This window comes from Saccharopolyspora sp. NPDC049426 (assembly GCF_040676935.1).
Taxonomy (GTDB): Bacteria; Actinomycetota; Actinomycetes; order Mycobacteriales; family Pseudonocardiaceae; genus Saccharopolyspora.
Genome location: NZ_JBFAPZ010000007.1, coordinates 47,861 through 63,651, shown reverse-complemented (window position 1 = coordinate 63,651; position 15,791 = coordinate 47,861). Strand labels below are relative to the sequence as shown.

13 protein-coding genes are annotated in these 15,791 nt (G+C 70.5%); 5 read left to right on the top strand and 8 right to left on the bottom strand.

The annotated features are described in order from the left end of the window. The first annotated feature begins 43 nt into the window (after nucleotides 1-43). From AB0J78_RS16640 to purE, 3 genes are all read left to right on the top strand, one after another. On the top strand, nucleotides 44-811 hold the full coding sequence (locus tag AB0J78_RS16640; protein ID WP_363789808.1) for a hypothetical protein: 768 nt from the start codon (nucleotides 44-46) through the stop codon (nucleotides 809-811). 71 nt (nucleotides 812-882) lie between these two features. Then, complete coding sequence (locus AB0J78_RS16635) at nucleotides 883-2,067, top strand: 5-(carboxyamino)imidazole ribonucleotide synthase (RefSeq protein ID WP_363789807.1); 1,185 nt, start codon at nucleotides 883-885, stop codon at nucleotides 2,065-2,067. A gap of 64 nt (nucleotides 2,068-2,131) precedes the next feature. After that, entirely contained in the window at nucleotides 2,132-2,620 is a 489-nt protein-coding gene (gene purE, locus AB0J78_RS16630) for a 5-(carboxyamino)imidazole ribonucleotide mutase (RefSeq protein ID WP_363790425.1), read from the top strand. A 223-nt stretch (nucleotides 2,621-2,843) separates the two neighbouring features. Here the strand turns inward: purE and AB0J78_RS16625 are convergent, their stop codons facing one another. The 5 genes from AB0J78_RS16625 to AB0J78_RS16605 form a co-directional block, all read right to left on the bottom strand. After that, entirely contained in the window at nucleotides 2,844-3,626 is a 783-nt protein-coding gene (locus AB0J78_RS16625) for a thioesterase family protein (RefSeq protein ID WP_363789806.1), read from the bottom strand. 55 nt (nucleotides 3,627-3,681) lie between these two features. Further along, nucleotides 3,682-4,395 (bottom strand): TIGR03089 family protein, encoded by a 714-nt coding sequence (locus AB0J78_RS16620; RefSeq protein WP_363789805.1) that lies wholly within the window; start codon nucleotides 4,393-4,395, stop codon nucleotides 3,682-3,684. A gap of 17 nt (nucleotides 4,396-4,412) precedes the next feature. Next, on the bottom strand, nucleotides 4,413-5,507 hold the full coding sequence (locus AB0J78_RS16615; RefSeq protein WP_363789804.1) for an LCP family protein: 1,095 nt from the start codon (nucleotides 5,505-5,507) through the stop codon (nucleotides 4,413-4,415). A 403-nt stretch (nucleotides 5,508-5,910) separates the two neighbouring features. After that, nucleotides 5,911-6,519, bottom strand: a complete 609-nt coding sequence (locus AB0J78_RS16610; RefSeq protein ID WP_363789803.1) for a DUF4232 domain-containing protein — start codon at nucleotides 6,517-6,519, stop codon at nucleotides 5,911-5,913. Nucleotides 6,520-6,971: 452 nt separating this feature from the next. Next, nucleotides 6,972-8,714 (bottom strand): LCP family protein, encoded by a 1,743-nt coding sequence (locus AB0J78_RS16605; RefSeq protein ID WP_363789802.1) that lies wholly within the window; start codon nucleotides 8,712-8,714, stop codon nucleotides 6,972-6,974. Between the two features lie 257 nt (nucleotides 8,715-8,971). Here AB0J78_RS16605 and rfbB point away from each other — a divergent pair, with 257 nt between their 5' ends. After that, nucleotides 8,972-9,958, top strand: coding sequence for a dTDP-glucose 4,6-dehydratase (gene rfbB / locus AB0J78_RS16600; RefSeq protein WP_363789801.1), 987 nt, complete (start codon nucleotides 8,972-8,974; stop codon nucleotides 9,956-9,958). Continuing rightward, complete coding sequence (gene rfbD / locus AB0J78_RS16595; protein WP_363789800.1) at nucleotides 9,955-10,875, top strand: dTDP-4-dehydrorhamnose reductase; 921 nt, start codon at nucleotides 9,955-9,957, stop codon at nucleotides 10,873-10,875. The genes rfbB and rfbD overlap by 4 nt, the downstream gene beginning before the upstream one ends. Nucleotides 10,876-10,888: 13 nt before the next feature. On the opposite strand, the gene AB0J78_RS16590 is transcribed toward rfbD, so the two are convergent. The 3 genes from AB0J78_RS16590 to AB0J78_RS16580 form a co-directional block, all read right to left on the bottom strand. Further along, nucleotides 10,889-11,923, bottom strand: coding sequence for a glycosyltransferase family 1 protein (locus AB0J78_RS16590; RefSeq protein WP_363789799.1), 1,035 nt, complete (start codon nucleotides 11,921-11,923; stop codon nucleotides 10,889-10,891). Then, nucleotides 11,913-14,411, bottom strand: a complete 2,499-nt coding sequence (locus AB0J78_RS16585; protein WP_363789798.1) for a glycosyltransferase — start codon at nucleotides 14,409-14,411, stop codon at nucleotides 11,913-11,915. Before AB0J78_RS16585 ends, AB0J78_RS16590 begins: the two co-directional genes overlap by 11 nt. Nucleotides 14,412-14,585: 174 nt before the next feature. Beyond that, a complete protein-coding gene (locus tag AB0J78_RS16580) occupies nucleotides 14,586-15,788 on the bottom strand; it encodes an NAD(P)/FAD-dependent oxidoreductase (RefSeq protein WP_363789797.1) in 1,203 nt (400 codons plus the stop codon). Between the last annotated feature and the right edge of the window lie 3 nt (nucleotides 15,789-15,791).

Here is a 15,791-nt window from a genome sequence, read left to right as displayed (position 1 = left end):
GTTGAGCATGCGGGACTGGCCACTGAGGTGTGACGCGTCGGCAGTGCGGACGCTGGAGCGAGCGGTGCGCTCGCGCTGGCGGACGGCGAGCCTAGCAGCGGGGTGGCCGTTTCCCAGCGATTGGGAGGTTTCGGCCGTCGACGCCGTGTGCGCGGCCGTCGTGGCGGGCGACGACCTGTCCGATCCGCTGGCGGAACTGGGCGCGTCGCGCGCGGAATCGGGCGTGGGACTGTCCGGAACGCTGCAGGACCTCGCCGCCCTGCACGCCGTGACGAGCGAGGACTCCGACGGGCTGGTCTCGGCCGACCCGGACGCGGTGCCCGCACCGCTGATCCGGATCACGGCGCTGGGCTGGGCGGACGCGGTCAGCGGCATGTCGATCGGCCGCGAGGTCGAGGACCCGCTGACCGGGCTCAACACCGCCACCTACCTGCGCACCCGGCTGCACGAGATCTACCGGGAGTCGAGCTCGCGGGACTCCACCGCCGACGAGGACTACGCGCTCATCACCGTGATGCTGGGCGTGTCCGCCGACGGCTACCCGCGGATGGTCGCGATGGTGCTCATCGCCGACGTGCTGCGCGCGGTCTTCGACGCGGGTGAGACCACGGCGCTGCTGCGGGCGGCAACGGCGGCGATACTCGCCCCCCGCACGCCGCAGCTGCGCAGCCGCTGCCAGCAGGCGCAATGGATGATCGAGCACCGGCTGGCCGCGGACCCGGCGCTGCGCGACTGCGGCCAGATCCGGTTCCGGGAGGAGACGCTGCCGGGCGATCACGCGGAGGTGTGCCGGTTGCTCGCCGCGCTGTGATGGCTGTGAACCAGGTCGCGCTAGTCCGTCCCGGTGCAGGTGTGAGCGGTGCGCAGCCTTAGGCTGGACGGGTGGACCAGCGCACCGGAACCCCAGTTGTCGGCATGATCGGCGGTGGCCAGCTCGCCCGGATGACGCACCAGGCGGCGATTCCGCTCGGGCAGTCGCTGAAGGTGCTGGCGAACTCCGCGGACGAGTCCGCTGCGCTGGTGGCCTCGAACGTCGAGTTCGGCCACCACACCGACCTGGAGGCGCTGAAGACCTTCGCGCAGGGCTGCGACGTGGTCACCTTCGACCACGAGCACGTTCCCGGCGATCACCTCCGCGCGCTGGAGGCCGCCGGTGTGTCGGTGCAGCCGCGCCCCGACGCGCTGCTGCACGCCCAGGACAAGCTGGTGATGCGCCGCAAGCTCGCCGAACTGGGGCTGCCGGTTCCGCCGTTCGCCGAGATCACCTCGGTCGACGACGTGCTGAAGTTCGGTGCCGAGCACGGCTTCCCGTGCGTGCTCAAGACCGCGCGCGGCGGCTACGACGGTCGCGGCGTGTGGGTCCTCGACTCCGCTGAGGACGCCGAGCGCGTCGTCTCCGAGCTGCTCGACGGCGGCGCGCCGCTGCTGGCCGAGCAGCGGGTGCCGCTGCACCGCGAACTGGCCGCGCTGGTCGCGCGCTCGCCGTTCGGGCAGGGCGCGGTGTGGCCGCTGGTGGAGACCGTGCAGGAGGACGGCATCTGCGTGCAGGTGCTGGCCCCGGCCCCGGACGCCTCGCCGGAGCTGATCGAGCGGGCCCAGGACATCGCCCTCAACGTCGCCGAGTCGCTGGGCGTCACCGGCGTGCTGGCGGTGGAGCTGTTCGAGACCACCGACGGCCTGGTGATCAACGAGCTGGCGATGCGCCCGCACAACTCCGGTCACTGGACCATCGAGGGTTCCCGCACCTCGCAGTTCGAGCAACACCTGCGATCGGTCCTCGACTACCCGCTGGGCAGCACCGAGCAGACCGCGCCCGCCGTGGTGATGGCGAACCTGCTGGGCGCCGAGGTCGAGCCGACGATGAGCGTAGACGAGCGGCTGCACCACCTGTTCGCCCGCTACCCGCACGCCAAGGTGCACCTCTACGGCAAGAGCGAGCGCCCCGGCCGCAAGCTGGGCCACATCACGGTTCTCGGCGACGACATGGCCGAGGTCCGCGAGCAGGCGCGGCTGGCGGCGCACTGGCTCTCCGCGGGCGAGTGGCTCGACGGCCACGAAATCCACTGACGTCCAGCAGCTCTCGACATTCCAGGAGGTCCGCGTGAGTGAGCAGCCGCTCGTTGGCGTGATCATGGGCAGCGACTCCGACTGGCCGGTGATGCAGGCGGCCGGTGACGCGCTCACCGAGTTCGACGTCCCCTTCGAGGTCGGCGTCTACTCCGCGCACCGCACGCCGCAGCGGATGCTCGACTACGCGCGCCAGGCCGCCGACCGCGGGATTCGCGTGATCATCGCCGGCGCGGGCGGCGCCGCGCACCTGCCGGGCATGGTCGCGTCGGCCACGGTTCTGCCGGTGATCGGCGTCCCGGTTCCCCTGAAGCACCTGGACGGCATGGACTCGCTGCTCTCCATCGTCCAGATGCCTGCGGGAGTTCCGGTCGCCACGGTCTCGGTCGGCGGAGCCCGCAACGCGGGCCTCCTCGCGGTCCGCACTCTCGCCACCGACTCCGGCGACCTCGGCACCCGCCTCCGCCACCAGATGGCGGACTTCCAAGCAGCCCTCGAAACCATGGTCCACGAGAAGCACGCAGCCCTCCAGGCCAAGACCAACCAGCCCTGACCCTCCAACACCCCACCCGGGCCAACCGGAATGCGGCGGTATTCAACCACCCGATCACCGCGGTTTTCCGGGCCCGGATCGCGGCGGTGTCCCGGGTGCGCGGATTACTGCGGTTTTCGGTTGCCGGATTACTGCGGTTTTCCGGGTCCGGATTACGGCGGTAATCGGGTCATCCCCCGCCGCGTCTCGGTGGGAGGGGTTGTTCGCGTGCTGCGGGTCGGGGTCAGCCCAGTTGGTTGACCATGACTGCTTCTTGGGCCGTGCCGATGGGGCCCTCGGTGTCGTAGAGGTGGGCGTGAGCGGTGCCGATCCCTGTGAGTTGGACGTCTCGTCGCATCTCCATGCCGAGCCACTCGCCCCGCATCTCGCGGTGCAGGTAGAGCGAGACGTCGGTGTTGATCCAGGGACCGAACAGTTCGCCGATCGGGCTGGCGGCGCTGATCGCGTCGGCGAGGATCGCCACGTGCGACAGCGGGCTGAGGGGTTCACCCGGCAGCAGGGGGAGCGGCATCCGCATCCACGCGCGGCTGGTGCCGATCGCCGACTGGTCGGCGATCCACCGCACCTGCATCACGTCGTGGACTCCCCAGCGAAGTCCCAGCTCGGGCGGGAGCAGCGTGCGGTCCTCCAGGCCGTCGGGACCGTCGAACGGCACCGCGGAGTCGGGCGCGGGACCGTCGAGGTCGGAGCGTCGCAGCAGGTGAGCGGTGGCGTTGGTGTGCAGCCGGCCGTCGATGTGCAGTCCGGCCTGCACCACCTTGAGCCGCTTGCCGGTGCGCAGCGGCCGCACCTCGATCGACAGCGGAACGCGCGGTACCGGGCGCATCAGGTCCACGGTGAGCCGGGCGACGAACAGGTCCGGGTCGTCGTTGGCCGCTTCGACCGCGCGGGCGATCAGACCCGCGACGGGGCCGCCCCCGGTCAGCTCGCCCCAGGGGTTCCCGGACGCCTCGTTCGGCACGAGGAACTCGCCCTCGGTGCGGAAGAGTGACTGCGCATCACGCATCCATCGATGTTACCCACGAGTAGGTAAGTGGTGGGGGCGTTGTGTGAGGGGTCTCTCAGAGCCCGAGTTCGACGGTCGTGCGCTCATCGGCGCGTCGCTTGTCGAGCTTGGCGGGGTCCGGGTTGGTGCAGTGCACGAGCGCGGCCTCCGCGGCGAGCACCGCGAGCAGTCCGTCCACGACGCCTCCGGGCAACGTCCAGTCCAAGGTGGACAGGACTCGGTCGTCGCGACCGATTCCCAGTTCACCCGCGCGGCGCCTCGCCAGCTCCAGCACCTCGTCCACGGACTTGCCCAGCAACGCGGGCGAATCCCCGGCGACGGGCATGATCGGGCTGAAGTCGTCGCCGTGCACGCGGATGTCCGAGACGTAGTCCGCGGTGCCGGTGGGCAGGCCGCGAGCCGGAGCCCCCAGCGGGTCCAGGCCGACGGCGGCGACCACGTGCGCGCCCTCGCCGCGCGCGAGGTCAGCGGCCGGTACGAACGCGACCTCGGCACCTGCCGGTTCATCGGTCACGTGCGCACCCGCCCACCAGGCGCCCAGCAGCACGCCGACCGTCTGCCAGTGCGCGGGCAGCGACACCGAGATCGGTGTCTCCGGCTCCAGGTCGATCTCGTCCACCAGCCAGTTCGCCGTCTTGGCCGCCCAGTTCGCGGTGGTGGCTCGGGAGAGCTCGATGCGAGCACCGGTGGCGTCGTCGTAGTGCGTGATCAGCGGTTTGGGTGCGCCGCTCGCCAGCAGCGGACCGAGAAGTGCCTGGGTGACGCTCATGCGCGCAGCCTAACCGGCTAGTTCACGCAGGGAACGTCGCCGTCGGAGGTGATCGGTTGCTGCCGGGCGGTCCCGTCCAGCCGCAGACCCGGTCTCGGGGCCAGGCCGGGCGCGTTCGCGGACAGGCCCGCGAAGAACTGCTGCACGGCCGCGCGGTCGATGGAGACGATGCTCTGGCCCCGCTCGTCGCGCGCGCCCGCGCTGAGCACCGGCATCGTCACGAAGTTGACCCGCCCCGCGGCGATCTGCTGCATCTGCTGCACGAAACCCAGCGCGTCCCAGTCCTCGTCGAGCTCGACCGTGCGCTGGGTGGCCGCGGTCAGGTCGTTGACCATCGCGGGATCGGTGAGCGTGCCCGTCGAGAGCACCTTGTTCGCCAACGCCGCCATGAACACCTGCTGACGCACGATGCGGTCCAGGTCGCCGCGCGGCAGGCCGTGCCGCTGGCGGACGAAGGACAGTGCGTCGCCGCCGGTGACCGTGTGCCGCCCGGCGCTGAAGTCGGCCCCGGAATTCTTGTCGCTGGTCGCGTTGTTGAGGCAGACCTCGACACCACCGACCGCGTCGGTGAGCTCGAAGAACCCGAGCAGGTTGATCTCGGCGTAGTGGTCGATGCGCATGCCGGTGAGCGTCTGCACGGTCTGCACCAGCGCGCGCTGCCCGGCGACCTTCGAGCGGTGCTCGACCTCGACGGCAGGCAGGTTCTGGCCTTCCAGCTCATCGGCAGCGGCCTTCTTGGTGAGCCCGTACACCGCGTTGATCTTGTCGGGGCCACCGGTGGGCGTCTCGGTGTAGGTGTCGCGCGGGATGGACACCGCGGTCGGAGCTGCGCCGCTGTGCGGGACGCGGATGAGCACCAGGCTGTCGGTGTTGAGCCCACCGGTCGCCTCGGTGCGCAACTGCTTGAGGACCTTCAGCGGCAGCGGATTGCCCTGCGCGTCCGTGCGGCTGTCGCTGCCGACCAGCAGCACATCGGTGGCCCCGTCATCGGGCGGGGGAGCGTGCGGCACCTCGGCGAGCACCTTCGCGGAGCTGACCTCGCTGAGCCGGTCGATGACGAACCAGCCGACGGCGCTGAGCCCCAGCACGACGACCGACGCGAATGCCACCACGCTTCGTCCTGCGATCCGCGCCGCTGAGCGGGACCGGCCGGACGAAACGACTTCGGGGCCGTCCGGCTCGGGGAGCTCATGCCCCTGATCCGGTTCGTCCACCGAGCCCTCCCCCTGGGTTTGTGTCGATGATTCACAGTAAACCGCCAAGGATCATGCTCAAAAGCCGGAGGAGGGGAACCTTTCGCTCACGTCGTGAAGGGAGCTCCTCGGTTGCGAGGAGGGGAACTTTCCGTGTCGTGAAGGGCCCCTGGGTCGGGAGGAAGGGAACTTCCCGCTCACGTCGCGAGGGGAGACCTTGGGTCACCGGGCTGGGAACCTTTCGCTCACTTCGCGAAGGGAGCCCTGAACGCGGCGAAGCCCGCGCCTGTGCGGCGCGGGCTTCGGACAGGAGTCGCGTCGGTCAGAACAGGACGCCCTGGGCCGAGGGCTGGAGGGTGCCGACCTGCAGGCTCTTCAGCGGGATCTCGGTGACCGGCTCGTTGTTCAGGCTGTTGACCGGGGCGCTGACCGAGCCGCTCATGTCGGCGGGGCTGGCGACGAAACCGCTGGTGACGTAGGTGTTCGAGTCGCCCTTGTCGCCCAGTTCGGCGTTGACGCCGGCGAAAGCGGTCCGGCCCGGCTCGAGGGTGATGTCCTGCGGCCCGCCCGGGATCTCGACGTTCTCGCTGGGAACTTCCTCGATCGGCTCGTTCGCCATGTTGGTGGGCGTCAGGTTCACCCAGCCGCCGAGCTCGCAGGCCTTGTCCGAGGTGTTGGTCATGGTCAGCAGGTACTGGTTCGGGTTGGGCTGGGCCTGCAGCTTGATCTGGAAGTCCGTCGCCGAGCAGTTGGACGCGGAGATGTCATCGCCCTGCGAGGTGCCGACGCCGACGGCGTTGACGGCCTGCGAACCGGATTGGGGCAACCCGGCCGGCGAGTTCGTCGCGGCCTGGCCGCTGCATCCGGCGATCAGCAGCGTTCCGCCGAGGAGGGCGGTCGCGGCACCGGCGGTACGAATTCGCTTCAGCATGATTGGGTCCTTCCCCCAGGGTGCTATCGGGTCTTTCTCACCCGCTTTTGATTCGTAAGACGTGCCGCCCCCGGCTCGGTTGCTCCGCGTTGGAAAAGGAATTTGAACAAGCCTCTCACCTGCGCGTTCGTTGACCGCGGGAAGTTTTGGGTCAATGTCCGCGCGGTATCGGGGGAATCCCTTGGGGGTTGTCCCCCATATATCCGGGATCGACGTGCGCGATTCCGGATCGTCGTGTATGCGGCGGGCGTCGCGGAATCAGGAGAAATTGCGATTCAGGGTCTGGCCCTGCGCGGGACCGACCGCGCGGGACAAGCGTGTCCCCCGGGCGCGGTCGGTGGATCGAGCCCCTCACAGCACGCGCATGGGAGCTTTCCTGTCACATGCTGGTGGCAGGAAAGCTCCCATGCTGCCTGGCGGCTCCGACGGTGACAGGAAAGTTCCCATGCACCTCAGTCGATGCAGGGGACCCCGTCCGCGGTGATGGGGTTGTTCCCGGTGTCCGCCTGCGTGCGCAGCGGTGCGGCCTTGTTCAGGCCGTCGAGGCGGAGGGTGGGGGCGCCGGCGAAGTTCGACTTGCCGGGGCCCTTGTAGTCCTTGCCGATGTAGACCTCGACGCTGCCCGGTGTGATGTTGGGGTTGACCTCGGTAGGCAGGCCTCCGAGGGACTCGGCGACCAACTTGCCGACGTCCTGCTCGCCGTTGGCGTAGTAGACGACGGAGGAGGCGCGGGTCTCGGAGTTGGAGCTGCTGCCTTCCTGGAAGCCCTGACTGGTCAGCTCCTCCAGCACGTTGGCGGCCAGCCCGCTGATGCCGGAGGCGTTGTAGACGCTGGTGGTGACCTTGGTCGGGGACTTCAGGGTCGCCAGCTTCTGCGCGCGCTGCTGCGGGGGCAGGAGCAGGTCGGCCGCGAACTGCTTGCTCTCGGCGATGTTGAGCGTGACGTCCTCCTGGCCGGACTCGCCGACCAGGTGCACCGGGGCGCTGTAGAACTGCACGTTGCCGCCGGCGATGCCCTGCATCTGCTCGGCGAAGCCGAGGATGTCGCTGGCCAGCGCTGGGTCGAGGGTCACCGACTTGTTGATCGCGTCGATCAGCGCGCTGAGCTTCGCCGGGTTGGCCAGGGTGCCGGAGGACAGGATCCGGTGCGCGAGCGCGGACATGAACACCTGCTGGCGCTTGCCGCGGGAGAGCTCGTTGAGCAGGCCGTGGCGCTGCCGGACGAAGGCGAGCGCGTCGGCGCCCTGGATCGTCTGCACGCCCTTCTTGAAGTTGGCGCCGGAGTAGCTGTCCTTGGTGGCGTCGTTGAGGCAGACCTCGACGCCGCCGACGGCCTTGGTGATCTCGTAGAACCCGAGCAGGTTGACCTCGGCGTAGTGGTCGATGCTGACGCCGGTGAGCTTCTCCATGGTCTCCAGCAGCGCCTGCTTGCCGGCCAGCCGCGACTTCTCGTCGAGCTCCTTGGGGTCGGTGACGCCCTCTTCCTGGAGCTTGGCGCGTTCGGCGTCCTTGCCGCGGTTCATGGTCTCGGTGAGCTTGTGCTTCTCCTCGCCGACACTGCTGTTGACCATGGTGTCCCGGGGGAAGGACATGGCGCTGGCGCTGTGACCGCCGTTGGGGATGCGCACCAGGATCATGGCGTCGGTGAGGTCGCCGCCCTCCTGCGTGGTGTGCAGCTCCTGCAGGATCTGCTTGGGCAGCGGGTTGCCCTGCGCGTCGGTGCGGCTGTCGTTGCCGATCAGCAGGATGTCGGTGGCGCCGTCGGGGGCGCTGAACCCGCTGCCGATGACGTCGGCGGTGCCGGTGCCGCCCGCGCCCGGCCGGAACATCGCCCAGGCGAAGCCGGTGATGCACAGGACGATGACCGACAGCAGGGCGGTGAGGGTGCGGGCGCCGTTGCGGGTGGTCTTCCGCTGCCAGAAGCCGCCTCGGCTCCAGACGTCGTCGGGATGCAGGTCGGCATCACCGCTTCGAGCAGATTCCCTGGCCGCAGCCTTACTCTGAGCAGTCGCTGAGCTGCTCCTCGCGGCACTCGCGGCGCCGGTCGCAGCGCCTGCCGCACCGGTGCGACGAGCACCCTGCGGTCGGCCGGCAGGAGCGCCGGAGCGGGCCGGTCCGCCTCCGGGGCCACGTGGCGGAACACCTCTTCCGGGTCGCCCATCAGGGCTCCCGGGCCGCCTCGGCCGGTCGTCCACGCGATTCCTCCTTGGGGGCTGCGGGGGCGAGCGTTACACCTACACGAGTGATTTTGCCCGACTTCTCGGAGAAGGCTAACGGTGATCCACTCGAACCATGACGGGTCCCTCGAGAACTGGTGATCTCACTCATAAGGGTGAACCACGTCTGTGACGGTACGTAACTCGGGAGTCGATGGGGTCGAGCATCGGCGCATGTCAGACTGCCCATCGCGGGCCGTGCGCCTACTGCCCGCGCAGGACGAGGAAGAGGCGGAATGCGGATTCTGGTCACCGGTGGGGCCGGCTTCATCGGCTCGCACTACGTCAGGCAGCTGCTCAGCGGGGCTTACCCGGCCTTCAGCGGTGCCGAAGTGATCGTGCTGGACAAGCTGACCTACGCGGGCAACGAGGCGAACCTGGCGGAGGTGGCCGACGACCCCCGGCTGCGGTTCGTGCGCGGCGACATCTGCGACCGCGACCTGCTCGGCGAGGTCATGACCAGCGTCGACGTGGTGGTGCACTTCGCCGCGGAGACCCACGTGGACCGCTCCATCACCGGTTCCGACGCCTTCGTGGTGACCAACGTGGTGGGGACCAACGCGCTGCTGCAGGCCGCGCTGGAAGCCGGTGTGGGCAAGTTCGTCCACGTCTCCACCGACGAGGTCTACGGCTCGATCGAGACCGGTTCGTGGCCAGAAGATCATCTTCTCGAGCCCAATTCGCCTTACTCGGCGGCCAAAGCGGGCTCCGACCTGCTGGCGCGCGCCTACCACCGCACGCACGGGCTTCCGGTGTGCATCACGCGGTGCTCGAACAACTACGGCCCGTACCAGTTCCCGGAGAAGGTGCTGCCGCTGTTCATCACGAACCTGATGGACGGGCGCAAGGTTCCCCTCTACGGCGACGGCATGAACGTGCGCGACTGGCTGCACGTCGGCGATCACTGCCGAGGCATCCAGATCGTCGCCGAGTCCGGGACTCCGGGTGAGATCTACAACATCGGCGGCGGCACCGAGCTGACCAACCGGGAGCTGACCGAACGGCTGCTCGCCGAGTTCGGACTGGACCGCTCGATGGTCGAACCCGTCGAGGACCGCAAGGGCCACGACCGCCGCTACTCGGTCGACCACGCCAAGATCGCCGAGCTCGGCTACGCCCCGCAGATCGACTTCGAGACCGGGCTGCGCGACACCATCGCCTGGTACCGGGACCACCGGTCGTGGTGGGAACCGCTGAAGGAGCGCGCGGCGGTGGCCCGATGACCCGCCTGGCGGTGCTCGTCCCGGGCGGCAAGGGACAGGTCGGCTCCGAGTTGTCGGCGATCCTCGACGCCCGCCGCGGGAGCCTGGTGCACGCACCGGGATCGTCCGAGCTCGACATCACCGATGCCGAATCCGTGCGCGACGCCGTCGAAGCGTTCGCCCAGGCCGCCGGCGACGCCGAACTCCGCCCGGTCGTGATCAACACCGCCGCCTACACCGCGGTGGACGCCGCCGAGTCCGATCCCGAAGGGGCGCACCGGGTCAACGTCGCGGGTCCTGCCGCGCTCGCCGAGGCGTGCCGGGACGGCGGGCTGCCGCTGCTGCACGTGTCCACCGACTACGTCTTCCCCGGCGACGCCGACCGCCCCTACGAGCCGGGCGACGAGACCGGGCCGCGCACCGTCTACGGCCGCACCAAGCTCGAAGGCGAGCGGGCGGTGCTGGAATCGGCTGCGAGCGCCTGGATCGTGCGCACCGCCTGGGTCTACGGCGCGCACGGCGGCAACTTCGTCAAGACCATGGCCCGGCTGGCGGCCCAGCGCGACGAACTGTCCGTCGTGAACGACCAGATCGGCTCGCCCACCTGGGCCGCGGACCTGGCTCGCGGCCTGCTGGAACTCGCCGAACCGGTCGCCGCGGGCACCGGCCCGCAGCAGCGGGTGCTGCACTGCACCAACACCGGATCCACCAGCTGGTTCGAGTTCGCCCGCGCCATCTTCGCCGAACTGGGCCTCGACCCGCACCGGGTGAACCCCTGCACCAGCGCCGACTACCCGACCAGGACCCCGCGCCCGGCCTACTCGGTGCTGTCCGAGAACGCCTGGAGGGACGCGGGTCTGACACCGCTGCGGCCTTGGCAGGACGCGCTGAAGGAGGCCTTCACCACCAGCGGGGAAGCCTTCCGCCTCCGCGGATGAGCGGAAGGTTCCCCTACGCCACGGCGCGCAGGTAGGCGGCACGGGTCCGGCTCGCGCAGTGCTCCCAGCTGAAGCTCTTCGCGTGCGCGCGACCGGCTTCGGCATCCGGTGGCGCGGCCAGCGCGCGGCGCAACGCCTCGCGCAGCGCGGCCGGATCCTCGGCCGGTGCGAAGACCGCGTGCGCACCGGCGACCTCCCGCAGCGCGGGGAGGTCCGAGCACACCACCGGCACCCCGCACGCCAGCGCCTCCAGCACCGGCAACCCGAAGCCCTCGTCGCGGGACGGCAGCACCAGCGCGCTCGCCCCGGCCACCAGACCGCGCAACTCCTCGTCGGTGAGGTAACCGGTGCGGATCACCCCGTCGACCTCGCCGGCCGTTCCCGGGCCCGCGATGACCAGCGGCGGGAGATCCGGAGCAAGAGCCGACCGCAGCACGTCGAGCCCCTTGCGCGGGCTCTCCGCACCCACGAACAGCAGGTACTCGGGCGGAATCCGATCGTCTGAGGCCCGTGCCGCCGAGAACCATGCGGGATCGACCCCCAAGGGCGTGACCGCGAGCTTCTCCGGCGAGACGTCCAGGCGCTCGGCGACCTGGTCGGCCACCGCCGCCGTCGGCGCGCACACCACGCGCGCCCGCTGCGCCGAAAGCCGCACCAGCGCGGGCAGGTCCTCGTCGGCCAGCGAAGGATCGTCCAGGAACGCCAGGTCGTGCACCGTCACCACACCCGCCGCGCGCACCGACGGGGGCAGCACGAAGTTCGTCCCGTGCATTACGTCGACGGTCCCGGACAGCAGCTCGACCGGCGGGAAACGCCCGCCCCGCCACAACATCCGCAACGCGCGAGCCGGGATCGGCGGCCCCACCACGTGAGTTCCGGTCGGCGCCTCGGTGCGCAACCGGCGCCACCCCCGGGCGCTGAAGCCGATCAACCGGACGTCCACCTCGGACGCCAGCGCCGCCACCAGCGACGCCGTGTAGCGGCCGATGCCGGTGCGCGGCCCCAGCAGCGGTGTGGCGTCGAGCAGAACCCGCAGGTCAGCGGCCACGGAGCCGTTCCCCGGCGATGCGCCGCAGCCGGCCGGTCGCGCGCTTGGCGACCTCGGCCGGACCACCGGCGTCGAGGTACTCCCGCAGCAGCGACAGATCCCGACGCACCGCTTCCACCCGTCCCGGCTGCTCGCTGCGCACCAGCGGGGCGGCGGCGGTGAGCCGGTCGGCCGCCGGACGCGGATCGCGGCAGAACGAGGTCAGCGGCGAGAGCACCGCCTCCCAGGTGAAGCGCTCGCGCACCGGCTCGATCCGGCGGCGGCACTCGGCGGCGAACTCCGCGTCGTAGAGGACCTTCTCCAGCGCGTCGGCGAGAGCCTCGGGATCCTCGGCGGGCACCACGACGCCGATGCCCTCGCTGCGCACCAGGTCGGCGAACGAATCACCGTCGGTGGTGATCACCGGCAGCCCCGACCACAGGTAGTCCAGCACCCTCGTGCGGAACGCGAAGGTCGTCTCCACGTGCTCGAAGTGCGTGGTGACACCGCAGTCGGCGTCCAGCAGGAAGTTCTGCCGCTCCTGGTAGGGCACCCAGCTCTCGTTGAAGAACACGAACTTGTCGGTCAGGCCGAGCCGCTGCGCCAGCGCCCGGGTCTGCCCGGCCATGCCCATCTCCGGCACGTCCGGGTTCGGGTGCTTCATGCCCAAGAAGAACAACCGCACATCGCTTCGCCGCTGCGCCAGCCGGTCGATCGCGCGCAGCAGGGTCAGCGGGTCGAACCAGCTGTAGACGCCACCCGCCCACAGCACGACCTTGTCGTCGGCCGAGATCCCCGGCCTGGTGCCCTTGATCGCGGGCGCGGTGCGGCGCGGAGCCACCGAAGGCAGCCCGAACGGCACCACCGACAGCAGGGACCGCACCGTCGGATCGTTGTCGTAGAGCCCCGGCGTCAACCGGCCCAGCGACGCGAGGTGCCCGAGCCAGAAGTGCCGCTGGCGCTCCGAGGCGCACAGGAAGAAGTCCCCGCGCTCCAGCTGGGTGTTGAGCACCTCGGTGACACCGGCGAGGTCCTTCGCGCGGCGCTCCTCGTCGGAATCCCGGCCCTGCTCCAGCAGTTCCAGGTGCATCGGGTCGTAGACGTCGCAGACCACGATCTTGGTGGAGTCCACGCGCTTGAGCGCGGGCACCATCTCCAGGACGTGCCCCTGCAGCACGACGATGTCGGCCCACTCGACGTGCTCGGCCAGCTCCCGCGGCTTGGCGGCCAGCACCTCGAACTCCGACTCCGGCGGATCCACCCGGGCGTTGACGCTGACCAGCCGGACCCGGTGCTCGGCGGCGAGCACCTCGGCCATGTGCCAGGCGCGGATCGCCGGACCGGCCATCCGCTCGGTGACCGCGTCGCCGGTGATCACCACGATCTTGCGCGGTCTGCCGAACACCTCGTCCAGCTCGAACGCCTCCACCAGCGCGTCGTGCGCGGCCAGGTAGCGGGGAAGCGGGTAGGCGGGCTCCATCGCCTTGCGCATCAGCGGCAGCAGGTCGGCATCGGTGCGCACCCGCTCCCGCTGCTCCTGCTCGCGGGAGATCTTCAGCGACGGCAGCAGCTCGACGAACTGGTCGATGGCCAGCATCCCCGCCAGCGCCGAGCGGTCGATCGGCACCGGGGAGTCGTCCTCGGTCTCGCCGCGCCGGGTGATCTCCAGCTGCGTCGGGTCGATCTCGCCGCGCGCCGTGGCCCGCCGCACCGCCAGCGCCATCGCTGCGGGCAGCGCCTTGGCGAGCGTCTCGTCGGAGAGGTTCTTGTACAGCGCGGCCAGCGCGTTGCGCTCCAGCAGGTAGTGCTCGCGGGAGGAGGAGACCTCGGCCATCGACGCGTGGTGGCGGTGGAAGGTCAGCGACCTCGGCTCGTAGCGGACCCGCCAGCCGCGCAGGTTCAGCCGCCAGCCCAGGTCCACGTCCTCGTAGAACATGAAGAAGCGCTCGTCGAAACCGTCCAGCGCCGCGAACAGCTCGGCTCGCACGAACAGCGCCGACCCGGTTCCGAACAGCACGTCGCGGGGCGCGTCGTGCGAACCGTCGTCGAGCTCACCGGCGTGCCGCTTGTAGCCCATGCCGAACCAGGTGAGGCCGCCGTCGACGAAGTCGACGCGCTCGCCGTCCCAGTCCAGCACCTTGCTGGCCACCGCGCCCACGGTCGGCTCCGCCCGCAGCACCTCCACGGCCGCCCGCGCCCAGCTGCGGTCCGGTCGGGCGTCGTTGTTGAGGAACGCCAGCACCTCCCCGGACGCCTCGCGCGCGGCCAGGTTGCAGCCACCGGCGAAACCGGTGTTGCTCGCCGACTCGATCAACCGCGCCTCGGGCACGGCGTCCCGGATGCGCTGCGCGGAGCCGTCACCGGAGGCGTTGTCGACGCACAGCACCTCCAGCTTGTCGGCCGGGTAGTCCAGCTCATCGCGCACCGCGCGCAGGCAGGTGATGGTGTCGTCCGCGCCGCGGTAGTTCACGACGATCACGGAGACGACGGGAAGATTCGCTTCGACCACGCCCCAAGCCTGCACCATCGCGAGTCCGGGCCGCCCGGGTGTTCGGTCAATTCGGTCGCCGTGACCGGCCTCGGAGGCGGTTCGGGCCTCGCCAGGGGACGGTTCCGGTCCGAACTGCCCGGGCGAATCGGACATCGATCGTGGACGGTTCGGACCACAACCGCCCGCTGCCCCTCACCTCGGGCCCTGGCTGAGCAGCTCCCGGAGCCTCGGCGTGTAGAGGGCCGTGATGTCGGCGGCCCCGGCGAAGGCGTCGAAGTAGATCGACGTCAACTCCTCGTCCTGCTGGATGGCGCGCAGCAGAGCCAGGCGCTGCTCGTTCGGCGGCGTCATCCGCGCCACCGACAGCGTCGCCTCGTACCCCGAGGCCAAGGTGCGGTCGCGCTCGGCCGCGAAGCCCCGCAACGCCGCGTCCAGCCTCCCCGGCGAGTCGAGGAACCCGCTGATGTGCCTGGCCAACGCCTCGGCCTGGGTGAACGCGTCGCTGATCCCGCGCGCGGTGATCGAGTCCTTGTGGTGGCCGGCATCGCCCACCAGCACCCAACCCGGACCGGCCGCCTCGCGGAAGAAGTTCTGCTGATCACCAGACCCGCGCAACCGCTCCACCTGTTCCCCGCCCTGCAAGCGCTCGTGCAGCTCAGGTGCGGTTTCCCGAACGCGATCGAGGTGGGCGCGCTGGGCGTCGGCGCGCACCGAGCGGAACCGCGACTGCGGGAAGTAGGTCAGCACCAGCGTCGCGTGCCCGTGCGTGGGCGTGGCCGCCACCCAACTGCCCGTCGACTCGTAGATCTCCAGATCGGCGGGCACACCCGTCCAGTACGAGTAGTAGGCGCAGGTCAACCGCTCGTCCCAGGTCGTGAACCCCGCACCGGCGTGCGCGGCCACCGACGAGCGCATCCCGTCCGCGCCGATCACCAGCGACGCGCGCTCGGTGAACTCCACCCCCCGGTGCTCGCCGCGCACCCCCACCACCCGGCCGCCGTCGTCCCGCAACAACCCGGTGACCCGGCACTTCTCCCGCAACTCCGCGCCCGCCGCCACAGCCGCCCGCGCCAGCAGCTCGTCCAGCACGAAGCGGCGCGGCGCGTACCCCGCGCGCTGCCCGGCCACGCCGCGCCCGCACCCGGCCAGCCGCGCATCGGCGACCTGGTAGCGGGCGTGCCGCAGCGGCGGGCAACCGGTGGCGCGCAACTCGTCCAACAACCCCCACCGCGCCAGCGCGGCCACCCCGGGCTGGTGGATGACGTGGGTGGAAACGGTGTCTGAGGGGAACGTCCCGCGCTCCAGCAGCAGCACCCGGTGACCCGCACGGGCCAGCAGCATTGCGGTGGGCGAACCCGCGCAGCGGGCACCCACGACGATCGCGTCGAACATCATCGC